Here is a 22,458-nt window from a genome sequence, read left to right on the forward strand (position 1 = left end):
TTTTTCTTGCCGGTCGCTTTTTTGCACATCGCGGCGCGGCCCCGGTAAAATGCAAGGTTGATCCACGGAAAGCGCCGTGATTTAGCGGAAGAGGATTCCCCGAACATGACTGATCTTCGTCTTACCATGCGGTTCGCTGCAGTGCTTGCCACCGGCGCGCTCGTTGCCGGTTGCGGTACGTCGTCGCCCACGAAAGTGGACTACAAGAGCGATTCGAAATCGAAGGAAGCGTCGCTCGCAGTGCCGCCCAACATGCTCGACGAGACGGCCGATCAGCGTTCGCTGCCGCCCCAGGGCGGCGCGACTTCCCTGTCTGCGCTTCAACAGGTCCAGCAGGCGGCGCCTGCGCTGGACACCGTCGCGCCGGCCGTGGCCGGCATGCATATCCAGCGCGACGGCACCGAGAGCTGGCTCGTGATCGACGGCAAGCAGCCGGCCGACATCTGGCCGCAGGTCCGCCGGTTCTGGCAGGAGCAGGGCTTCCTGCTCGTGGTCGACCAGCGCGACAAGGGCGTGATGGAAACCGACTGGAACGAAACCCATCCGCAGATCAACGACGGGCTGATCCGCAGCGTGATCTCGAAGGCGATGGGCAACTCGTACGTGACGGCCGAGCGCAACAAGTACCGCACGCGTCTCGACTCGGCGCCGAACGGCGGCACCTACGTGTTCATCAGCCAGAAGGGCATGCGTGAGGCGATCACCGGTGCGAACAACGATTCGAGCAAGTGGGAACCGAAGCCGAACGATCCGGCGCTCGAGACCGAATACCTGAAGCGGCTGATGGCCGTGCTCGCGCAGAATGCGCAGCGTGCGAAGAACGGCGAACCGCCGATCGCGAACATCAAGGACAACACGGTACCGATCGAGAAGAAGGCCGACGCCGACGCATCATCGAAGGCCGCGGCAGCGATCGCCGCGCAGAACGTCTCGCGCACGTCGGCACAGGGCAATGACGCGGCCGATGCGGCCGTGCCGTCGGAAGTCACGCTCGGCGAACCGTACGACCGGTCGTGGCTGCACGTCGGCCTCGCGCTCGATCGCGCGAACTTCACGGTCGACGATCGCGATCGCACGAAGGGTCTGTATTTCGTGCGCTACGTCGATCCGAAGGATCTGACCTCGGCCGAGCAAGGCTTCTGGAGCCAGCTGTTCCACGGCAAGAAGGAAAAGCAGGCGAAGCAGTACCGCGTCAACGTGAAGGCGCTCACGGCCGACCAGACGCGCGTTGCAATCGTTGACGATACGGGCGCGATCGACACGTCGTCGCCGGCACGCCAGATCATGGGGCTGCTCGTGAATCAGCTTCGCTGATCCCGGCGCGTCCCTGCATCACTGAAAAGCCCGCCGTTCGGCGGGCTTTTTTTATAGCCGCTCGCGCTTGCGTATGCATGTGCGAGCGGTTCGGTCCCTCCCTCGTGACGTTACGTAACATCCGCGCGTTACGGCGGCAGAACACGTGTCACATTGTCGCCATCGTCAAAAAATGTTCTTTTAAATCAACGAAGTGATCGGTTTTCAATGGCTGGCATGCAACCTGCTTTATATGTTGGAATTGTTGAAACAGGGAGGATGACGTCAGATGCCGGGCGGGCGCCGCGAGCGCCGGATCAACGGTATCGGCGTCTTCGAATGCCGGCGCGGCATGCGCCGGTGCAACCGATGACGATCCGCGCACGCGTGCGGATCTCGATGGCCCCGTCGCCTATCCTCGTAGGGCGACGGTTTCGCCCGCGCTTCTCTGAAGCGCGGGCTATTTTTTTGGGGCCGTCGGGCCATGTCGCATCGGCGTGGCCGATGCGCGACGCGTGATTCGCGTATTCTCGGACTTTTGTCGATGAAGGAGTCGGGAATGGCGGAAATTGCAGTCGTGGCGCTGATCGTGGCGAAGCCGGGTGCCGAGGAAAAACTGCGCACCGTGCTCGAAGGGATCGTCGAGCCGACCCGTAACGAAGCCGGTGCCTTGCAGTACGACCTGCACCGGGATCTGAAGGAACCCTTGCGATTCGTATTCGTCGAGCGTTGGGAGAGCGAGGCGGCGCTGGCTGCGCATGCGCGCTCCGCGCACATTCTCGCTTATCGCGAAGCGGCCGCGGACTGGATCGAAAGTTCCGAAATCCGCGTGCTGTCGAAGCTCGTCTGAGCCGGGCGGGGCGACCGGACGTGTCCGGTCGCGGCGGCGCGTCAGTGCGACGCGCTGGGGACGTCGAGGATCAGGATGATCGTCCAGTCGGCGTCGCCGTCATGGTGATACTGGCGCTCGGCCACGATGAACGGCTGCTGCTTGCCTTGCGGGCCGAGGAACAGCACGTCGCCCTCCATCGGCAGGCACTCGATCGGCGGCAACGCGAGGAACGCGTCGGCCGAGCCGCGGGGCATCAGTTGCTTGATCTGGCGAGTGGCGGCTTCGGTCCACTCGATGTCGAGTTGAATGTTGCTCATGCTGTCCTCCGCACCGGGGTGCGCACGGGTGGAAAATTTCGGTGCGCGACTTTAGCACAGCGCGCAGGCGCCGCAACCAAAAAAGCCGAACCCGGTTGCCCGGATTCGGCTTTTTACTTGTGCGATGCCGCCGAACTTACTGGCTGGCAGCGTCTGCAGCCTTGGCTGCCTTCTTGCCGGCCTTCTTCGCTGCTGCCTTGTGATGAGCAGCCTTCTTGCCGTGGTGATGCTCTTCCTGCATCGCCGGCTGAGCGGCTTCGGCCGCTTGCTGCTGTTGCAGCGCCTGTGCGCGTTGCTCGATCTCGGAGATCTTGGCCGGATCGGTAATCGTCTTGATTTCCGTGCTCTCTTGCGCATACGCTGCGCCAGTCAGCGCCGACATCGCTACCAGGATAGCCAGGGACGTCTTCTTCATTGCTTTACCTCCGCTAAGTGGTGATGAACCCGAGTGTTGCCGTTTTGTCTGGCGACTGCAATCGAGTGCGTGTCGAGTGTAACAAAAGTGACGGATCAATGTGCACCGGATCGCGGCGCGACGCAAGGCCCCGTTGAAGTCGCGCAACACTTCGTGTACTTCGTCATGCGCATGCCATTCTGGTCGGATTCACTCCGTCCGTGCCCGTTTCCCCGCAGACTTTCAAAACCAGCCGAGCCACCGGTACACGTGGAATTGCGCAATGCCGACCAGTTCGTGCAGCGCCTGCTCGGCATTGGCCAGGTTGCGCCAGCGTGGCAGCCAGCCTGTTTGCGCAAGCCGGCGGTTCGCATAGACGGGCTGCGGATCGATGCCGAACCGGCGGAAATCGAGCAACGCACGGCGCATCTGGTACGACGACGTGACGAGAATGCGTGCGTCGTCATACTGTGAGCGTAGTATAGATGCAGTGAATTTCGCGTTTTCGTAGGTCGTGCGGCTGTCCGGTTCGAGAACGAGGTCGGTGGGAGCAACGCCTTCCGCGACGAGCTGGCGCCCGTATACGGCTGCTTCGGCTTCGCCGTGATGCTGCGGGTCGCCGCCCGACATCACGACGGTGCAACGCTCGGCCTGCTGTCGACACATGCGATAGAGCGCCGCAACCTTGTGGATGCGCGCGGCGCCGTCGGGCGGCGCGCGCAGCCCGTTGTCGGTGCGGCGCGTGCCGGAGCCGAGGAGAATCAGTGTGGTTCGCCCGTGCATGACCGGGTGCTCGACCGGTGTGACGCCGGCCTCGGTCCAGGCGATCAGCGGCGCGGCGAGCCAACCCGTTGCGAGCAGCCAGAACAGCGCAATCGCGGCGATCGAGATGATTCTCCGCCGCTTGCGGCAGAGCATGAAACCGATGAAGAGAAGTACAAATGAATCGAACAGAATCAATTTGATTGGGGTATGGTGTCTTTTTATGGACGGCTGACGATCCGGCCCTGAAGCGACGCCGAACGTCGGCCTCCAGAATCGGTGGCGGTGTCGGCGGGCGGAGACCCCGCCCGGCGCGCCGCTTCGCATTGTCGCTGCACTTTAAGAAAGAATCGAGATGGCCACGTATTCCAACGAAGCGGTGCTCGACGCATTGAGACGAGTGCAGTACCGCCAGGTACCGTGGGCACGCCGCCCGGGCGTGTTCGAGTATCTCCGTTCGCTCGGGCTGATGGACACGGTCAGGCAGAAGACCGTCGCGCCCGCGCCGGGCTTTCATGCCCCGGTCGACATCGCCGTACTGACCGAAACCGGTCGAGCCGAATTCTCGCGCCTCGAGCGCGACGAGAAATTACTTTCCTGGACCGATCGCCGCATGGACGACTACGCATTGAGCGAAGCGAGCGCCGTGGCGATTCTCGAAAGCCGCTTGTAGCGGCGGAGCCTCCCGGCGCGTGCGTCGCCGCGCGAGCGGTCATGTCAAAAAAAAGCCCGTATCGCGAGGATACGGGCGTACCGGATACTTTTGCTGTTGCCACGCTGTGCTCATGGCAACGATGTGACTCGTCGCTTGCGGCGCAGTTCCCGAAAGTGGGTACTTTCTTTGGCGAATGCCTGAAATCGGCAGGACTACGGATGACGCGGCACGTCGGACGGCTGCGAGCCGATGCGCGCCCGCGCGTTGCTGGCGATATCGCCGCGCAGGTCGCCGCGCGGCACGGTCTGCCGGCCGGGCGCGTTGGCGGACGGCGGTTGGCGCGGCGTATTCCGGTGATCCTGCTGGCGGTGAGGCGGCTTCGTGCGATCGTCGGCATGGGCTGGAGCGGTCAGCGCCATGGACATGACAATGCCGCATGCAACGAGCAGTGACATTGGTCTCATGGCGGGGGCTCCCTTCAAGCCGTCGATGCGGCCTGTTGATATGTCGCTAAGGTAAGCGCGGGAGTGCAGGCTTGCTGTAAATATTGGTAAATAGTTGTATCGCGGCACGACAACGGTAATCGACGGCAAGGCAGGCGTCGCGAAAAGATCGCGCCGCAGAAAGAAACCGGGCGGCCGAAGCCGCCCGATCGAGCATGCGTTACGCCATCTTGACGGGCGCGCGCCAGGATTCCGGGTTGGTCCAAAAGGCGCCGCGCAGCCGGTCGCGGCTCGGCGGTGCAGGCGGCTTCGCGGCGCTCGCGCCGATGCGCCCGCGCAGCGAGATCTGCCGGCCGCTCGTGCCGAGTCGCTTCACGATTTCGGCGAGCGTACCGTCCGCCTGCCATTCGTCGAAGCGGCGACGGCAGGTCGGCGGCGACGGGTAGCGGCCCGGCAGCTTCGACCAGCCTTCACCCGTCGACAGCACCCACAGCACGGCGTTGACCACCGAGCGGGCTTCCACGCGGGGACGGCCGCGCCGTTCACTCCGTGCGGGTTCCGAGCAAAACAGACCCTCGACCAGCGCCCACTCGTTATCTCTCAAATCGTCGAACAGCATCATGTCCTCACCTCAGCGAAGCTAACTCCGGTGCGCTGCCCTGCGCCGCGCACTCTTCAAGCACTCGATCGTCGAGTGCCGGGTGGGGGCGTCCGGTTGGCCGGCAGCGGCGTTTCTACTCTTCCGTCCGACGAAACCTGCGCCCTGTGCGCAAGGTAATGCACGAAGCGTGCCATGTCAGAGGTGATTCCCTTGAGAGCCGCTTGGCAGCGAGCTAACGGCTAAGTCAGCTAGGGGCGTATAAGACGCCAAAATAACCCGCCAGCAAATCGGGACAATCACCAATCTTGTGCAGTTCGCCCGTACCACGTGCGTTTGCGAATGTATTGCACCGCAGCGAAACATGCGCGATGAGGGTCGGATTCGCCCATCGAGCCCGGATTCGTGCATTAAAATCGTGCATCGATATCGACGATTGATGAGGGCGGGAAATGAACGTCACGCTGCGCCAGCTTCGCGTATTCATCGAGGTCGCGCGGCTCAAGAGCTTCAGCCGTGCGGGCGACGAGATCGGGCTCACGCAATCCGCGGTCAGCCGCTGCGTGCGCGAGCTCGAGGCCGAACTCGGGCTGAAGCTGATCGACCGCACGACGCGCGACGTGCAATTGACCGATGTCGGTGCGAACCTGATCGCCAGCGTGTCGCGCCTGCTCGACGATCTCGACGACACGCTGCGCGAGATTCGCGAGATCGGCGAGCAGCGTCGCGGGCGCGTGATCGTCGCGGCGAGCCCGACGATCGCCTGCCGTCTGATGCCGCGGGTGGTCGCATCGTGCGAGCGCCAGTTCCCGTTCGTGACGCTGGGCCTGCGCGACGACGTGCAAAGCGACGTCCTGCGCAAGGTGAAGTCGAGCGAAGTCGACTTCGGCGTCGTGATCGGTCCGCTGACGGTCGCCGATCTCGTGTGCGAACCGTTGATGACCGATTCGTTCTGCCTCGTCGCGCGGGCCGATCATCCGCTCGCGGCACGGGCCGAGGTGCCGTGGACGGCGCTGGACGGCGAGCGCCTCGTGCTGCTCGACCATGCGTCGGGCAGCCGGCCGCTGATCGACGCCGCGCTGGCCGCCCATCACGTCAATGCGACGGTCATGCAGGAACTCGGGCATTCGGCGACGGTGTTCGGGCTGGTCGAGGCGGGCGTCGGCGTGAGCGTGCAGCCGTGGCTGTCGCTGCCGCTGCCGGCCGGCTCCACACTGGTCGCGCGGCCGCTCACGCCGCGCACCGAGCGGACGGTCGAGCTGGTGCGCCGCCGCGACCGGTCGCTGTCGCCCGCGGCCCAGGCGATCTGGGAACTCGTGCGGCAGATGCCGGCGCGGGCAGAGGATCTCGACTGACGCGCGCCGACTTGCACCGGCCGGGTGTGCGGGCCGGTACACTACGCGGATCGTGTTCCTCGGCGGTGGTTCTCGATGGTGCATTCCGATGATTTCCTTGCGGTGACCGGCGAGCCGGCGGCACGCGCCGCGGTGCAGGCGCTGCGTCCGTCGCTGATCCGGGAAGTGGCGAACGCCGGCTTCGGCGTGCCGGACATGCTGCCGTTCTGGTTCGGCGAATCCGATCGCGTGACGCCGGATTTCATCCGCGACGCCGCGGCGGCCGCGTTGCGCGACGGCGCGACCTTCTACACGCACAACCTCGGTACCGCGCCGTTGCGCGCGGCGATCGCGGCCTACGTCGGCGCGCGCCACGGCGCGACGGCGGCCGACACGGTGGCCGTGACGAGTTCCGGCGTGAGCGCGCTGATGCTGGCCGCGCAGATGCTGGTCGGTCCCGGGGACCGTGTCGTCGCGGTCACGCCGCTATGGCCGAACCTCGTCGAAATTCCGAAGATTCTCGGCGCGCAGGTCGAATGCGTGCCGCTCGGGTATGGCGACGCGGGCTGGCGGCTGGATGTCGGGCGGCTGCTGGCCGCGCTGACGCCCGAGACGCGAATGTTGCTGATCAATTCGCCGAACAACCCGACCGGCTGGACGATGTCGCGTGACGACCAGCAGGCCGTGCTCGCCCATTGTCGCCGGCACGGCATCTGGCTGGTCGCCGATGAAGTGTACGAACGGCTCGCGTTCGATGCGGGCGGCGCGCCGTCGTTTCTCGATATCGCCACGCGCGACGAACGGGTCGTCGTCGTGAATTCGTTCTCGAAGGCGTGGGCGATGACGGGCTGGCGGCTCGGATGGCTTGTCGCGCCGGCGTCGGTGATGGGCGACCTGTCGAAGCTCGTCGAATACAACACGTCGTGCGCGCCGGGCTTCGTCCAGGCCGCGGGCGAGGTTGCGCTGCGCGACGGCGAGCCGTTCGTGCGGTCGTTCGTCGCGTCACTGCGCGACGCGCGCGATCACCTGGTCGCCGCGCTGCGGACGTTGCCGGACGTCGAGGTGCCGCCGCCGCCGGGTGCGATGTACCTGTTCCTGCGGCTGCCCGGCGCGGCCGACAGTCTCGCGTTCTGCAAGACGCTGGTGCGCGAGGCGGGCATCGGCCTGGCGCCCGGGCGGGCGTTCGGCCCGGAGGGCGAGGGCTTCGTACGGTGGTGCTATGCATGCGATCCGGCCCGGCTCGACGCGGGCGTCGAGCGGCTGCGCCGGTTCCTCGCGCACGGTTCGGCGGCCCGCTGAAGCAGGGCCGGAGCGCGCGCGCCGTACTGGCGGCGGCCCGCTCGGCTCATCTTTACGCACCGGGCAATTTTGCGTAATATGGCGCTCAGTCACGCGGCTCCGTCGTTGAGCCGTGCTGTTCCGTCCGGTTTGGGCCTGGCCTGAAGTTGGTTCGCCGCCCCCGGTTCGTGCTCCCATCAATATGACCGATCAGAATCGGGCGAGCGCGTCTTCCGTTCCTTTCGTCTGTTTGTTGATCCGGTTCGTTTGACCACAGGGTCTGGCCTAGCTGCATGAATACCCAAGAGGCGAAGATCGTCCTCGAGACTGCTTTGATCTGCGCGCAGGAACCGCTGAAGCTCGGCGATTTGCGCAAGCTCTTTGCCGACGGCGTGTCGGCTGACACGGTCCGCACGTTGCTCGAAGATCTGAAACAGGATTGGTCCGGCCGCGGCGTCGAGCTGGTGGCGCTGGCGACCGGATGGCGCTTTCAGAGCAAGCCGGCGATGCGTCATTATCTGGATCGCCTGCATCCCGAGAAGCCGCCGAAGTATTCGCGCGCGGTGCTCGAAACGCTCGCGATCATCGCGTACCGGCAACCCGTCACGCGCGGCGACATCGAAGAGATTCGCGGCGTGACGGTCAACACGCAGGTGGTCAAGCAACTCGAGGATCGCGGCTGGATCGAGGTGATCGGCCATCGTGACGTGCCGGGACGCCCGGCGCTGTACGCGACGACCAAGCAGTTTCTCGACGATCTCGGCCTGAAGGCGCTCGACGATCTGCCTGCGCTCGAAGAGCCGGCCGCGAACATCGAGGCCGCGCTGCTCGCGCAGCAGGCGATGGATTTCGACGGGGATGTGCCGGTTGCCGACGACGCGGCGGGCGATCCGTCGCAGGCGCTGGCGGATGAAACATCGGTCGAATTGCCGGACGATGCCGCGACTGCGGCCGACGGTGCGTCGACGCAGGAAATTCCGGGTCGCGATACGCTCGAGGCTGATCGCGGGCACACGGAACAAACGGAACAGGTGGGCGCCCAAGCAGTGCCGACCGGTGTGCAGTCCGAGCCGCCGCGTGCGGATCGGGGTGAGGAAGATCGCAAGCCGGCCGCCGAAGCGGCTGCCGGAGACGGAGCGGAAGCGGCCGGCGTCACGCCCGGCGAGGCTGACCAGGCCAACGCGTCCCGTTCCCGTTCCGCGGACGACGAGATGCTGGACGACACGTCCGACAGTCTCGCGGATGCCGTACGAAGCGCCAGCGCGCCCATCGGCGCCGACGCGTTGCCGGACGACGAAGCAGAACCCGAACAGCGTCGCGCCTGATCGCGGCCAACATCTTGCCGCGCCCGCGCCGGGCGCGAGACCTGACATTTTGAGGTTGTTTTGACTGATATCCACGATATTGAATCGTCCGCGCCTGCCGTGCAGGCGGCGCGCGCCGACGATGCGCCGGAGCAGGATGCTTCGGCCGGTGGCGACGAGCGTCCCCGCCGCGGTTTGCGGCGCGGCCCGCGCAGCCTGATCGCGCGGCGTCGCGCGGCAGCCAAGTCGAAGGGCGCCGAAGGCGAGCAGCCGGGCGGCGAAGGCGCGGATGCGCAGCCGGCCGAGACGGCCGAAGCGCAGCCGGCGCGTGCGCCGCGCAACAAGGACGGTGCGGCCAAGGGGGGGCGCAAGCCGGCCGGCAAACGCGAAGGCGTGGCCAAGGCTGGCCAGGGCGGTCAGGGCCGGCGCGGTGCGCCGAAGGCTGAGGGCGGCCCGGTGAAGGCGGAGGGCGATGCGTCCCAGGACGAGCTGTTCGCCTACGTGACGTCGCCTGCATTCGACGCGGACAACTCCGCGGGCGGCAGCGGCGTGCGTGCGCCGATGCTGCGCCGCGGCCGCAACCAGCCGGCGAACAAGCGCGTGCTGTCGCCGGACGACGACGCGCCGAAGCTTCACAAGGTGCTGGCGGAGGCGGGCATGGGCTCGCGCCGCGAAATGGAAGAATTGATCGTCGCCGGCCGCGTGTCGGTGAACGGCGAGCCCGCGCACATCGGGCAGCGCATCATGCCGACCGACCAGGTGCGGATCAACGGCAAGCCGGTCAAGCGCAAGCTGCCGAACAAGCCGCCGCGCGTGCTGCTGTACCACAAGCCGACGGGCGAGATCGTCAGCCACGCGGATCCGGAAGGCCGTCCGTCGGTGTTCGATCGCCTGCCGCCGATGAAGACGGCGAAATGGCTTGCGGTGGGTCGCCTCGACTTCAATACCGAAGGTCTGCTGATGCTGACGACTTCGGGCGATCTCGCGAACCGCTTCATGCACCCGCGCTACAGCGTCGAGCGCGAGTATGCGGTGCGCGTCGTCGGCGAGCTGGCCGAAGGGATGCGGCAGAAGCTGCTGCACGGCGTCGAGCTCGATGACGGTCCGGCGAATTTCCTGCGTATCCGCGACGGCGGCGGCGAAGGGACGAACCACTGGTATCACGTCGCGCTGGCCGAAGGCCGCAACCGCGAAGTGCGCCGGATGTTCGAGGCCGTCGGCCTGATGGTGAGCCGCCTGATCCGTACGCGTCACGGCCCGATCCCGCTGCCGCGCGGCCTGAAGCGCGGTCGTTGGGAAGAGCTCGACGACGCGCAGGTGCGCAAGCTGATGGCGACGGTCGGCCTGAAGGCGCCGACCGAGGAGAAGGGCAAGCGCGGCGGGGCTGGCCAGGCCGAACGCCGTCAGCCCGATCCGATGGAGACGTCGATGGGTTTCATCAGCCGTGAGCCGGTGCTGACGACGCATGGGCAACTCGACCAGCCGCGCCGCGGTGGCGGCAGGCGCGGCGTGCCGGGGCTGCCCGGCCTGAGCGGCTACGGCAGTCTGCCGGTTTCGCCGTCGGGCTACGGTAATCGTACCGGCGGTGGCCGTGACGGCAACCGTGGTGGCATGGGCGGTCGCGACGGCAACCGAGCCGGCGGCCGCGATGTCGACGGCAATCGCGCGTCGTACGGCGCGGGCCCCAAGCGCGAAGGCGCGGGCGGCAAGCGCGGCGGCGGCAAGGGCGGCGGTAATCGCAATCCGAACGGCAATCGGGCGGATGGCGCCGGCAACGGCGGTGGTCAGCGCGGCGGCCAGCGTCCGCAGCGCAGCCGTACGCGCAGCCGCTGAACGCATGTCGGCGCGCGGCGGCGCACAGCCGCCGGCGTGCCGGCCCGATCGGCATTCCGCCGATTTTGCCGGCACCGCGCATTGCGCCGATCGCTTTCGACCATAGATATGTCGCGTGCCGCTGCCTCGCAGTCGGCAACCGGTCGCCGGTCTGACAGGATCGTGCCGGCGGATCGGGTAACCCGATTTCGCATTTTTGGTCCGTAAAAGCGCGCGACGCGCTGCTTTTACCGGCTGGCTTGGCGTTTGCGCCAAAAATCGCTATAATCGCGGAGTCGCTGGGCGTACGGATTCAATGTGCGGCTCAGGTGCGACCACCAGTAAGAAAGATGGGCGTTCCGCCCATTTTTTTTTGCTGAAACGGTTAGGCATCTCGGGTAGCGCTTCCTGCGCCGGCTAAGGCGCGCGCCCGCGGGTGAATCGCGAGCGGCGGGCGCGAACACCTGAGAGGACACTGTGCAACTGACGGAACTGATAGAAACCACGGTCACCGGGCTCGGCTACGAGCTGGTGGATCTCGAGCGCACCGGGCGCGGCATGCTTTGCATCTATATCGATCAGCCTGCCGGCATCTCGCTCGAAGATTGCGAAAAGGTCACGCGTCAGCTCCAGCACGTCTTGACGGTCGAAAACATCGATTACGAACGGCTCGAAGTCTCGTCCCCGGGGCTCGACCGCCCGTTGAAGAAGCTGGCCGACTTCGAGCGCTTCGCCGGCAGCGAAGTTTCCGTGACCTTGAAAAAGCCGCTGGACGGGCGCAAGACGTACCGGGGCATTCTGCACGCGCCGAATGGCGAAACGATCGGTTTGGAATTTGAGGGGAAGAAGGGCGAGGCAGCCATGCTGGATTTCACGCTGGCCGATATCGACAAAGCCCGCCTGATTCCGCAAGTTGACTTTAGGAGCCGCAAATAATGAGTCGCGAAGTGTTGATGCTGGTGGATGCGCTGGCGCGCGAGAAAAACGTCGACAAGGATGTGGTGCTGGGCGCCCTCGAGGCCGCGCTCGCTTCCGCTTCCAAGAAGCTGTTCGACGAAGGCGCCGAAATCCGCGTCCATATCGATCGCGAAAGCGGCGAGCACGAAACCTTCCGTCGCTGGCTCGTCGTGCCCGACGAGGCAGGCTTGCAGGAGCCGGATCGCGAGATCCTGCTGTTCGAGGCACGTGAGCAGAATCCCGACGTCGAAGTCGGCGAATATGTCGAGGAACCCGTTCCGTCGATCGAGTTCGGTCGTATCGGCGCGCAGGCCGCGAAGCAGGTGATCCTGCAGAAGGTGCGCGACGCGGAGCGCGAGCAGATCCTGAACGACTACCTCGAGCGGGGCGAAAAGATCATGACGGGTACGGTGAAGCGCCTCGACAAGGGCAACTTCATCGTCGAATCGGGCCGTGTCGAGGCGCTGCTGCGCCGCGATCAGCTGATCCCGAAGGAAAACCTGCGCGTGGGCGACCGCGTGCGCGCGTACATCGCGAAGGTCGACCGCACCGCGCGCGGCCCGCAGATCGAGCTGTCGCGTACGGCGCCCGAGTTCCTGATGAAGCTGTTCGAGATGGAAGTGCCGGAAATCGAGCAGGGCCTGCTCGAGATCAAGGCGGCTGCCCGCGACCCGGGCGTGCGCGCGAAGATCGGCGTGATCGCCTACGACAAGCGGATCGATCCGATCGGCACCTGCGTCGGCATCCGCGGCTCGCGCGTGCAGGCCGTGCGCAACGAGCTCGGTGGCGAAAACATCGACATCGTGCTATGGTCGGAGGATCCCGCCCAGTTCGTGATCGGCGCGCTCGCGCCGGCAGCTGTCCAGTCGATCGTCGTCGATGAAGAAAAGCATTCGATGGACGTCGTCGTCGACGAGAACGAACTGGCTGTCGCGATCGGCCGCAGCGGTCAGAACGTTCGCCTCGCCGGTGAACTGACCGGCTGGCAGATCAACATCATGACGCCGGACGAATCCGCCCTGAAGCAGGGTGAAGAGCGCGACCGGCTGCGTGCACTGTTCATGGCGCGTCTCGATGTCGACGAGGAAGTTGCCGACATCCTGATCGACGAAGGCTTCACGAGCCTCGAAGAGATCGCCTACGTGCCGCTCAACGAAATGCTCGAGATCGAAGCGTTCGACGAGGACACCGTGCACGAGCTGCGCAACCGCGCACGCGATGCGCTGCTGACGATGGCCATCGCGAACGAAGAAAAGGTCGAGAACGCAGCGCTGGATCTCAAGAGCCTCGACGGCATCACGCCGGAGTTGCTCGCGAAGCTGGCCGAACACGGTGTGCAGACGCGGGACGATCTCGCCGAGCTTGCAGTGGATGAACTGGTCGACCTGACCGGAATGGAAGAGGATGCCGCTAAGGCGTTGATCATGAAAGCACGTGAACATTGGTTCCAGTGAGAAATGACCATGGCGCACTGATTTGATGGCGGCCGTATGGCCTGACCCGATGCTAACCGCAAGGAATCGGTCCTTGCACTAAGAGGAATGAATGGCGAGTAACAACGTAGCCCAATTTGCCGCGGAACTGAAAATGCCTGCTGGTGTGCTGCTCGAACAGCTGCAGGCAGCGGGCGTCCAGAAAGCGAGTGAAGACGATGCGCTGTCCGAAGCGGACAAGGCGCGTCTGCTCGATCATTTGCGCAAGTCGCACGGCGCAACCGACGGCGACAAGCGCAAGATCACGCTGACCCGCAAGCATACGTCGGAGATCAAGCAATCTGACGCGACGGGCAAGGCTCGCACCATTCAGGTCGAGGTCCGCAAGAAGCGCACGTTCGTCAAGCGCGACGACGTGAACGAGGGTGCGGAACAGGGTCAGGCGCAGGTCGCCGAAGCGGACGACGATGCGGAACTGAAGCGTCGCGAGGAAGAAGCGCGCCGCGAGGCCGAGCTGCTCGAGAAGCAGGCGCAGGAACTGCGCGAGCGCCAGGAACGCCTGGAGCGTGAAGAGGCGGAACGCCGCGCCCGCGAGGAAGCGGCTGAAGCCGAGCGCCGTCGCGCGGAGGAAGAAGCTGCGGCGAAGCGTGCCGCGGCCGAAGCCGCTGCGGCGCAGCAGCAGGTGGCAGCGCAGCAGGCCGCCGCGGCCGAGCAGAAAACGGCCAGCGTGGAGTCCGCGCAATCCGAGCAGTCCGCGCAGGACGAAGCGCGCGCGGCCGCCGAACGTGCGGCCCAGCGCGAAGCGGCCAAGAAGGCCGAGGACGCAGCCCGCGAGGCGGCGGACAAGGCGCGCGCCGAGCAGGAAGAGATCAGCAAGCGTCGCGCGGCGGCAGAAGCCGAGGCACGCGCGATCCGCGAAATGATGAACACGCCGCGCAAGGCCGTGGTCAAGGCAGTCGAGCCGCCGAAGCCGGTCGAGCCGCCGAAGCCGGCCGAAGCGAAGGGCACGCTGCACAAGCCGGCGAAGCCGGAAGGCGCGCAGGCACGTCCGGCCGTGAAGAAGCCGGCCGGTGCCGCGGCCCCGGCCACGACGCAGGCGCCGGCAGGCGCGGGCGACCGCAACAAGAAGCCGGGCGCAGGCAAGGGCGGCTGGCAGGACGACGCGGCGAAGCGTCGCGGCATCAAGACGCGCGGCGATTCGAGCGGCGGCGTCGACCGCGGCTGGCGCGGCGGCCCGAAGGGGCGCGGCCGTCACCAGGACAGCGCATCGTCGTTCCAGGCGCCGACCGAACCGATCGTTCGTGAAGTGCACGTGCCGGAAACCGTGTCGGTTGCCGATCTCGCGCACAAGATGTCGATCAAGGCCTCCGAAGTCATCAAGGTGATGATGAAGATGGGCCAGATGGTCACGATCAACCAGGTGCTGGACCAGGAAACGGCGATGATCATCGTCGAGGAACTGGGCCACCGCGCGGTTGCCGCGAAGCTGGACGATCCGGAGGCGCTGCTGGTCGAAGGCGAAACCGGTACCGATGCGGAGCAACTGCCGCGTCCGCCGGTCGTCACGGTCATGGGTCACGTCGACCACGGCAAGACCTCGCTGCTCGACCACATTCGCCGCGCGAAGGTTGCCGCTGGCGAAGCGGGCGGCATTACGCAGCACATCGGCGCGTATCACGTCGATACGCCGCGCGGCGTCATCACGTTCCTCGATACGCCGGGTCACGAAGCGTTCACGGCAATGCGTGCACGCGGCGCGAAGGCGACCGACATCGTGGTGCTGGTGGTGGCGGCCGACGACGGCGTGATGCCGCAGACGAAGGAAGCAATCGCCCACGCGAAGGCGGGTGGCGTGCCGATCGTCGTCGCGATCAACAAGATCGACAAGCCGGAAGCGAACCCCGATCGCGTCAAGCAGGAACTGGTCGCGGAAGGCGTCGTGCCGGAAGAGTACGGTGGCGATTCGCCGTTCGTGCCGGTGTCGGCCAAGACGGGCGCGGGCATCGACGATCTGCTCGAGAACGTGCTGCTGCAGGCCGAAGTGCTGGAACTGAAGGCACCGGTCGAAGCACCGGCCAAGGGCATCGTGATCGAAGCGAAGCTCGACAAGGGTAAAGGCCCGGTCGCGACGATCCTCGTGCAGTCCGGTACGCTGAACCGCGGCGACATCGTGCTGGCCGGTACGGCTTACGGCCGGGTTCGCGCGATGCTCGACGAGAACGGCAAGCCGACGAAGGAAGCCGGTCCGTCGATCCCGGTCGAAATCCAGGGTCTGTCGGAAGTGCCGGGCGCGGGCGAGGAAGTGATCGTGCTGCCGGACGAGCGCAAGGCGCGTGAAATCGCGCTGTTCCGTCAGGGCAAGTTCCGCGACGTGAAGCTTGCGAAGCAGCAGGCCGCGAAGCTGGAAAGCATGCTCGAGCAGATGGGCGAAGGCGAAGTGCAGAACCTGCCGCTCATCATCAAGGCAGACGTGCAGGGTTCGCAGGAAGCGCTCGTGCAGTCGCTGCTCAAGCTGTCGACCGACGAAGTGCGCGTGCAGATCGTGCACAGCGCGGTGGGCGGCATCAGCGAAAACGACGTCAACCTCGCGACGGCATCGAAGGCGGTCATCATCGGCTTCAACACGCGTGCGGATGCACAAGCGCGCAAGCTGGCCGAGGCGAACGGCATCGACATCCGCTACTACAACATCATCTACGACGCAGTGGATGAGGTGAAGGCGGCGATGTCGGGCATGCTGGCACCGGAGAAGCGCGAAGTCATCACCGGCATGGTCGAGGTCCGTCAGGTCTTCAAGGTGCCGAAGGTCGGTACGGTTGCTGGCTGTATGGTCACGGACGGTATCGTCAAGCGCTCGTCGTCGGTACGCGTGCTGCGCAACAACGTCGTGATCTTCACGGGCGAACTCGAATCGCTGAAGCGCTTCAAGGACGACGTGAAGGAAGTGAAGCAGGGCTTCGAGTGCGGTATGTCGGTGAAGAACTTCAACGACGTCATCGAAGGCGACCAGTTCGAAGTCTTCGAAGTGACCGAAGTCGCGCGTACGCTGTAATCGTCGCGCATCGGCTCATGGGCGGGGCAGGCTTGGGCCTGTCCCGCCCATTTTCATGGTGGCGTGCCGACAAGGGCCGCCACTTCATCCTGAAAAACGGATCACGGATCGATCATGTCCAGGAAACGCACTTCCCCCAATCGCAACGTTCAGATCGCCGACCAGATTCAGCGCGATCTGTCCGAACTCATCATGCGCGAGGTCAAAGACCCGCGTATCGGCATCGTGACCATCCAGAGCGTGGAGCTCACGCCGGACTACGCGCACGCGAAGGTCTACTTCACCGCGCTCACCGGCGATCCGGAAAAGACGCAGGAGGCGCTGAATCACGCGTCGGGTCACCTGCACAACCTGCTGTTCAAGCGCCTGCACATTCATACGGTGCCGACGCTGCATTTCCATTACGACCAGACGATCGAGAAGGCCGTCGAAATGTCGCGCCTGATCAAGGAAGCGAACTCGACGCGCGCGAAGGACGACGACGAGGCCGACGCACCCGCGAAGGACGACTGAGTTCGACCGGCCTATGACGAATGCAGCACCCCAACGTCCGCGCGTGCCCCGGCGCGTGCTGGATGGCGTCCTCCTGCTTGACAAGCCGGTCGGCCTGTCGAGCAACGATGCGCTGATTCGCGCGAAGCGCCTGCTCCTCGCGAAGAAAGCCGGCCACACCGGCACGCTCGATCCGCTGGCTTCGGGCCTGCTGCCGCTGTGTTTCGGCGAGGCGACCAAGTTTTCGCAGGACTTGCTCGAGGCCGACAAGACCTACGAAGCGACGATGCGTCTTGGCCAGCGCACGGCTACCGGCGATGCGGAAGGCGACGTGATCGACACGCGGCCGGTCGAATGCGACCGGGCGGCGGTGGAAGCCGCGCTCGTGCGCTTCACCGGCGAGATCGTGCAGGTGCCGCCGATGTATTCGGCGCTCAAGCGCGACGGCAAGCCGCTGTACGAATACGCGCGTGCGGGCCAGACCGTCGAGCGGGAAGGGCGTAACGTGACGATTCATGCGCTCGAACTGCTCGCTTGCGAGCTGCCCGACGTGACGTTTCGCGTGACCTGCAGCAAGGGCACGTATGTGCGTACGCTCGCGGAAGACATCGGCGAGGCGCTCGGTTGCGGGGCGCATCTGACGATGCTGCGTCGTACGGGCGTCGGTGCGTTGACGCTCGAACATGCGGTGACGCTCGATGCGCTGTCGGATGCAGCCGAAGCGGCACGCGATGCCTGGCTCCAGCCGGTCGATGCGTTGCTGTCGACGTTTCCGGCGGTTCGTCTCGACGATGCGTCCGCGAAGCGGTTCCTGCACGGCCAGCGCCTGCCGCTGTCGGAGCTCGGGCCGATCGAGGCGGCCGACGGCGAGCGCGTGCGTGTATACGACGCCACGCGGCTGCTCGGCGTGGCGCGCAAGGCGAATGGTGTACTGGCACCGGAACGGCTCGTCGTGACGGCTGCATGACGCTACGGCGCGCGTGCGCCCCAGTCGGCGTCCGAACAAGAAAAAGCCCGGTCGAAACGACCGGGCTTTTTGGTTTGGTGCGTCGGTATTCCGGCTTGGGCGTTCAGTGCGCCGCCGATGCGGCCGCCCCGGCATCGCCGCCGCCCGCGCGTTCGGGCTTCGTGATCCAGATCAGTCCGATCAGCAGCACGAAGATCGCCGCCGAAATGTAGAACAGATCGTTCACGCCGAGCTGCGCAGCCTGCTGCGTGGCCATGTTGTTGATCAGGCCGTGTGCCTGCTCGGGCGTGAGCCCGAGATTGCCCATTTGAGTGACGGCCTGGTTGAACGTCGGGTTGTACGGGTTCGCCTGCTCGACCAGTTGCGCGTGGTGGAAGTTGTTCCGATGATCCCATGCGGTCTGGAAGATCGACGTACCGATGCCGCCGCACATGATCCGCACGAAGTTCGACAGGCCGGACGCCGCGGGAATGCGGTGGCCCGGCAGGCCGGACAGCGTGATCGACACGAGCGGGATGAAGAAGCCGGCCATCGCGATCCCCTGCACGAGCGTCGGCAGTGTCAGCGACCACTCGTCGACGCCCGTCGTGTAGCGCGAACGCATCCAGAAGCACAGCGCGAACGTGAGGAATGACGCCGTCGAGATGAAGCGCGGATCGGTGCGCGGCAGATACTTCCCGGTGAGTGGCGACAACAGGATGGCGAACAACCCGACCGGCGCCATCACGAGGCCGGCGTCGGTCGCGGTGTAGCCGATTTGCGTCTGCAGCCACAGCGGCAGCAGCACGAGATTGCCGAAGTACAGGCCGTACCCGATCGACAGCGCGACCGTGCCGCCGGTGAAGTTTCTTATACGGAACAGCGACAGGTCGACGACCGGGTGCTCGGCGGTCAGCTCCCAGATCACGAAGAACGCGAAAGCAATGACAGCGGTCAGCGCGAGCACGACGATCGTCGTCGACGCGAACCAGTCCAGATCCTTGCCCTTGTCGAGCATGATCTGCAGCGAGCCGACCCACACGACCAGCAGCGCGAGGCCCACGCCGTCGATCGGCGCACGGCGCACGGCCGACTCCCGACTCCGGTAGATCACCCACGTCGCGGCGGCGGCGGCGATGCCAACCGGGATGTTGACGTAGAAGATCCACGGCCACGAATAGTTGTCCGAGATCCAGCCGCCGAGAATGGGGCCCGCGACGGGGGCGATCAGCGTCGTCATCGCCCATAGTGCGAGCGCCATTGGCGCCTTCGCGCGCGGATAGCTCGATAGCAGGAGCGCTTGCGACAGCGGAATCATCGGGCCCGCGACGGCACCCTGGAGCACGCGCGACGCGAGCAGGAATGGCAGGCTCGGCGCCAGCCCGCACATCCACGACGAGATGACGAACAGGATGATCGACACGAGGAACAGGCGGACTTGCCCGAAACGGTCGGTCAGCCAGCCGGTCAGCGGCACCGAGATTGCGTTCGCGACCGCGAACGACGTGATGACCCACGTGCCCTGGTCGGACGACACGCCGAGGTCGCCCGAGATGGTCGGGATCGCGACGTTCGCGATGGACGTGTCGAGCACGTTCATGAACACCGCGAGCGATACCGCGATCGTCCCGAGCAGGAGTTGTCCGCCTTGCAGGGGCGGATGGGAGACAGGAGCCTGTGCCATGTGGGTTGTCTTTCCGGAGTCGGAACGGTTACATCATTTTCGCGGCGCTGCCTGACTTCGCCGCGACGGGCGCCGACGCGCTGCCGCCTGCGTTCTCGGCGATGATGCGTGCGATTTCGGCATCGGCTTCGTCGCCGTACTTCGCGAACACGTTGGTCTCGTAGACGGTGTTCGGCGCGTTGACGAGCTGGTCGCCGCGTTCGTCCTTGATGTCCACGTCGACCTGCATCGACAGGCCGATGCGCAGCGGATGCTTGTCGAGATCCTTCGGGTCGAGTTCGATCCGCACCGGCAGGCGCTGGACGACCTTGATCCAGTTGCCGGTCGCGTTCTGCGCCGGCAGCAGCGAGAACGCCGAGCCCGTACCGGCCGAGAAGCCGACGACCTTGCCGTGGTAGGTGACCGACGAGCCGTAGATGTCGGCGGTCATCTCGACCGGCTGGCCGATCCGCATGTGCTTCAGCTGGACTTCCTTGAAGTTCGCGTCGACCCACACGGCGTTCAGCGGCACCACCGACATCAGCGGCGTGCCCGGCGACACGCGCTGGCCGACCTGCACCGAGCGCTTCGCGACGTAGCCGGTGACCGGCGCCGGCAGCACGTTACGCGCGTTCGCGAGGTAGGCGTCGCGAACCTTCGCGGCGGCGGCCATCACGTTCGGGTGCGAGGCGATCGTCGTGTTCGCGGTCAGCGCGCGATTCGATGCGAGCTGCTGCTGCGCGGCGTCGACCGACGCCTGCGCGGCCTTCACCGCGTCGCGTGCGTGCGAGATTTCTTCCTGCGACACGGCGCCCGTCTGCGCGACGGCCAGGCGGCGACGCAGGTCGTCCTGGGCCTTCGACAGGTCGGACTGGCGCAGCGCGACTTGCGCGCGGTACTGGTCGTCGTTGACGAACAGGCCGCGCACCTGGCGCACCGTCTGCGCAAGGTTCGCTTCCGCCTGCTGCAGCGCGACCTGGGAATCGGCCGGGTCGAGCACGACCAGCGGGTCGCCGGACTTGACCGTCTGCGTATCGTCCGCCTTCACGGCGATCACGGTGCCGGTGACCTGCGGCGTGATCTGCACGACGTTGCCGTTCACGTACGCATCGTCGGTGCCTTCATGGAAGCGGGCGACGAGGAAGTAGTACAGGCCGTATGCGATGGCCGCGATCACGATGACCGCGACGAGCAGCGTCATCATTCGTTTGCGCTTGCCGTTGTTCTGTGGCTGCGCGCTGGCGGCGTTTTGTTGGTCGCTCATGGCGATTTTCTCCGTCCGTTATTTCGAGTGTCTGCGTAGTGGTGGCGCCGGCTCAGTTGGCGGCCTGTTTGTTCGGCGTGGCGGCGTCGGGCGCGGCGAGCGGTGTGCCGGTTGCGTCGAACCCGCCGCCCAGTGCCTTGATCAGCGCGAGCTGCATGTCGCGGCGACGCATCTTCAGGTTGGTCACCGTCTGCTCCGATGCGAGGCGGTTGCTGTCCGCCGTCAGCACCTGCAGTTGCGGCGACAGGCCGGCCTTGTAGCGGATGACCGCGAGATCGTACGCGCGCGTCGATGCGTCGAGCGCGCGTTGGGCGTCGCCCATCTGGCGATCGACCGCGCGGATCGACGCGACCTGCGTCGCGACGTCGTTCAGCGCGCTGATCAGCGTCTGGTTGTAGTTCGCGACCGACAGGTCGAAGTCGGCGTAGCGGCCCTTGAGCTGGGCGCGCAGCGCGCCGGCATCGAAGATCGGCAGGTGGATCGCCGGGCCGAACTGCGCCTGGCGGCTCGCGAAGTTCAGGAATTTGCCCCAGCCGAACGCATCGAAGCCGAAACCGGCCGCGAGGTTCACGTCGGGGTAGAACTCGGCCTTTGCTTCCTTCACGTCGTGCATCGCGGCTTCGACCTGCCAGCGCGCGGCGACGATGTCGGGGCGGCGCGACACGAGATCGGCCGGCAGGTTGCCGGGCAGCGTGACGTCGCCGGTCGGGTTCATCACCGGCGCGGCGATCTGCAGCCCGCGATCCGGACCCTTGCCGAGCAGCGCGGCGAGCTGGTAGCGCACCGTCGTGATCTGGCCGTCGAGGTCCGACAGCGAAGCCTGCGTGGTCGCGATGTTGCCGCGCGCCGTCTGGCGTTCGACGTTGGTGTCGAGGCCGGCCGAGACGCGGCCGTCGGTGATCTTGCCCACCGTCTCACGGTTGGTGATCTCGCGCTGCGCGATGTCGCGCAGCGCATAGAGCTGCGCGAGCGAGTTGTAGGTGCGCGCGACCGACGACGCGAGCGTGATGCGCGCCTGCTGCATGTCGGCTTCGGCGGCCTTTTCCTGCGACACGGCCGTGTGCAGGCGTTCGCGGTTCTTGCCCCACAGGTCGAGTTCCCACGACGCGCTCGCGAGCGCATTGTTCTCGCTGTACCACTGGCCGCCGTACGGGGGCGGGAACAGCGCGTTCGACGAGTACAGCTCGCGCGTCCACGAATAGCTGGCTTCGGCCTTCGGCATCAGGTTCGATCGCGACGATTCGATGTACGACGATGCCTTCGCGATGCGCGCTTGCGCCTGGGCGATCGACGGATTGCCTTGCAGCGCTTCGTCGATCAGCTTCGGCAGTTGCGGATCGCCGAACTGGCTGGCCCAGTCGAGCGCCGGCCACTGGCCGCCCTGGGCCGGGAGGCTCTGCGCGGACTCGAATTGCGATGCGGGGGCGATCTGCTTGTCGCTCTTGATGCCGATGTAGTTTGCGCAGCCCGCCAGTGCGAATGCGGCGACCGCGGCGGCGACGGCGGCGCGGCACGACCCGCCGCGCACGGACAACGGGGAGGACTTCATCGCGCTGACCCCTGACTCGGAATGAATGATGGACACTGCAAGGATTTCCTTACAATAAACTGTCAAAAGTAATTGTTATG

At 65.8% G+C, this 22,458-nt stretch carries 20 protein-coding genes and 1 pseudogene; 12 read left to right on the top strand and 9 right to left on the bottom strand.

What is annotated here, in order from left to right; translation table 11 throughout:
- The first annotated feature begins 105 nt into the window (after positions 1-105).
- Positions 106-1,314, top strand: coding sequence for an outer membrane protein assembly factor BamC (gene bamC, locus VXM69_RS27175; protein WP_034190153.1), 1,209 nt, complete (start codon positions 106-108; stop codon positions 1,312-1,314).
- A gap of 148 nt (positions 1,315-1,462) precedes the next feature.
- Here the strand turns inward: bamC and VXM69_RS27180 are convergent, their stop codons facing one another.
- Entirely contained in the window at positions 1,463-1,678 is a 216-nt protein-coding gene (locus tag VXM69_RS27180) for a hypothetical protein (RefSeq protein WP_124608018.1), read from the bottom strand.
- A 174-nt stretch (positions 1,679-1,852) separates the two neighbouring features.
- Between VXM69_RS27180 and VXM69_RS27185 the strand changes: the two genes are divergently transcribed.
- Positions 1,853-2,143, top strand: coding sequence for a putative quinol monooxygenase (locus VXM69_RS27185; RefSeq protein WP_034190152.1), 291 nt, complete (start codon positions 1,853-1,855; stop codon positions 2,141-2,143).
- 41 nt (positions 2,144-2,184) lie between these two features.
- Here the strand turns inward: VXM69_RS27185 and VXM69_RS27190 are convergent, their stop codons facing one another.
- From VXM69_RS27190 to VXM69_RS27200, 3 genes are all read right to left on the bottom strand, one after another.
- Positions 2,185-2,442: a hypothetical protein gene (locus tag VXM69_RS27190; RefSeq protein WP_011884572.1), complete on the bottom strand. Its 258-nt coding sequence runs from the start codon at positions 2,440-2,442 to the stop codon at positions 2,185-2,187.
- Positions 2,443-2,578: 136 nt separating this feature from the next.
- Positions 2,579-2,857: a hypothetical protein gene (locus VXM69_RS27195; RefSeq protein WP_011351789.1), complete on the bottom strand. Its 279-nt coding sequence runs from the start codon at positions 2,855-2,857 to the stop codon at positions 2,579-2,581.
- A 222-nt stretch (positions 2,858-3,079) separates the two neighbouring features.
- Complete coding sequence (locus VXM69_RS27200) at positions 3,080-3,796, bottom strand: YdcF family protein (protein WP_226254250.1); 717 nt, start codon at positions 3,794-3,796, stop codon at positions 3,080-3,082.
- 157 nt (positions 3,797-3,953) lie between these two features.
- On the opposite strand from VXM69_RS27200, the gene VXM69_RS27205 reads away from it, so the two are divergent.
- The gene (locus VXM69_RS27205; protein ID WP_034190150.1) at positions 3,954-4,271 is read left to right on the top strand and encodes a hypothetical protein; all 318 of its coding nucleotides are present in this window, start codon (positions 3,954-3,956) and stop codon (positions 4,269-4,271) included.
- 194 nt (positions 4,272-4,465) lie between these two features.
- Here VXM69_RS27205 and VXM69_RS27210 read toward each other — a convergent pair whose 3' ends face one another.
- Positions 4,466-4,717 (bottom strand): hypothetical protein, encoded by a 252-nt coding sequence (locus tag VXM69_RS27210; protein ID WP_034190149.1) that lies wholly within the window; start codon positions 4,715-4,717, stop codon positions 4,466-4,468.
- A 211-nt stretch (positions 4,718-4,928) separates the two neighbouring features.
- A pseudogene (locus VXM69_RS27215) lies at positions 4,929-5,315 on the bottom strand (transposase); the annotation flags it as partial.
- Between the two features lie 431 nt (positions 5,316-5,746).
- On the opposite strand from VXM69_RS27215, the gene VXM69_RS27220 reads away from it, so the two are divergent.
- The 9 genes from VXM69_RS27220 to truB all read left to right on the top strand — a co-directional run bounded on the left by VXM69_RS27220 (position 5,747) and on the right by truB (position 17,923).
- Entirely contained in the window at positions 5,747-6,649 is a 903-nt protein-coding gene (locus VXM69_RS27220) for a LysR family transcriptional regulator (RefSeq protein WP_034190148.1), read from the top strand.
- A gap of 75 nt (positions 6,650-6,724) precedes the next feature.
- The gene (locus VXM69_RS27225; protein ID WP_124608017.1) at positions 6,725-7,927 is read left to right on the top strand and encodes a pyridoxal phosphate-dependent aminotransferase; all 1,203 of its coding nucleotides are present in this window, start codon (positions 6,725-6,727) and stop codon (positions 7,925-7,927) included.
- A gap of 272 nt (positions 7,928-8,199) precedes the next feature.
- Positions 8,200-9,231, top strand: coding sequence for an SMC-Scp complex subunit ScpB (scpB, locus tag VXM69_RS27230; protein WP_049028423.1), 1,032 nt, complete (start codon positions 8,200-8,202; stop codon positions 9,229-9,231).
- Positions 9,232-9,291: 60 nt separating this feature from the next.
- Entirely contained in the window at positions 9,292-11,043 is a 1,752-nt protein-coding gene (gene rluB, locus VXM69_RS27235) for a 23S rRNA pseudouridine(2605) synthase RluB (protein WP_367189538.1), read from the top strand.
- Positions 11,044-11,499: 456 nt separating this feature from the next.
- The gene (rimP, locus tag VXM69_RS27240; protein ID WP_011351796.1) at positions 11,500-11,958 is read left to right on the top strand and encodes a ribosome maturation factor RimP; all 459 of its coding nucleotides are present in this window, start codon (positions 11,500-11,502) and stop codon (positions 11,956-11,958) included.
- A complete protein-coding gene (gene nusA, locus VXM69_RS27245; RefSeq protein WP_034190144.1) occupies positions 11,958-13,433 on the top strand; it encodes a transcription termination factor NusA in 1,476 nt (491 codons plus the stop codon). The genes rimP and nusA overlap by 1 nt, the downstream gene beginning before the upstream one ends.
- A gap of 91 nt (positions 13,434-13,524) precedes the next feature.
- Positions 13,525-16,464: a translation initiation factor IF-2 gene (infB, locus tag VXM69_RS27250; RefSeq protein WP_034190143.1), complete on the top strand. Its 2,940-nt coding sequence runs from the start codon at positions 13,525-13,527 to the stop codon at positions 16,462-16,464.
- 114 nt (positions 16,465-16,578) lie between these two features.
- Positions 16,579-16,977 carry a 30S ribosome-binding factor RbfA gene (gene rbfA / locus VXM69_RS27255; RefSeq protein WP_034190142.1) on the top strand — a complete coding sequence of 133 codons (399 nt, stop codon included), beginning with the start codon at positions 16,579-16,581 and terminating at the stop codon, positions 16,975-16,977.
- 13 nt (positions 16,978-16,990) lie between these two features.
- Positions 16,991-17,923: a tRNA pseudouridine(55) synthase TruB gene (truB, locus tag VXM69_RS27260; RefSeq protein ID WP_034190141.1), complete on the top strand. Its 933-nt coding sequence runs from the start codon at positions 16,991-16,993 to the stop codon at positions 17,921-17,923.
- A 103-nt stretch (positions 17,924-18,026) separates the two neighbouring features.
- On the opposite strand, the gene VXM69_RS27265 is transcribed toward truB, so the two are convergent.
- Genes VXM69_RS27265 through VXM69_RS27275 form a run of 3 tightly spaced genes read right to left on the bottom strand, consistent with a single transcriptional unit; the run spans position 18,027 to position 22,378 of the window.
- A complete protein-coding gene (locus VXM69_RS27265; protein WP_034190140.1) occupies positions 18,027-19,586 on the bottom strand; it encodes a DHA2 family efflux MFS transporter permease subunit in 1,560 nt (519 codons plus the stop codon).
- A gap of 28 nt (positions 19,587-19,614) precedes the next feature.
- Positions 19,615-20,829 (bottom strand): HlyD family secretion protein, encoded by a 1,215-nt coding sequence (locus tag VXM69_RS27270; RefSeq protein ID WP_059557830.1) that lies wholly within the window; start codon positions 20,827-20,829, stop codon positions 19,615-19,617.
- 52 nt (positions 20,830-20,881) lie between these two features.
- Complete coding sequence (locus VXM69_RS27275) at positions 20,882-22,378, bottom strand: efflux transporter outer membrane subunit (RefSeq protein ID WP_049028401.1); 1,497 nt, start codon at positions 22,376-22,378, stop codon at positions 20,882-20,884.
- Positions 22,379-22,458 lie beyond the last annotated feature (80 nt).

The organism is Burkholderia sp. Ed8, assembly GCF_040761425.1.
In the GTDB taxonomy this organism is placed as follows: Bacteria; Pseudomonadota; Gammaproteobacteria; order Burkholderiales; family Burkholderiaceae; genus Burkholderia; species Burkholderia seminalis.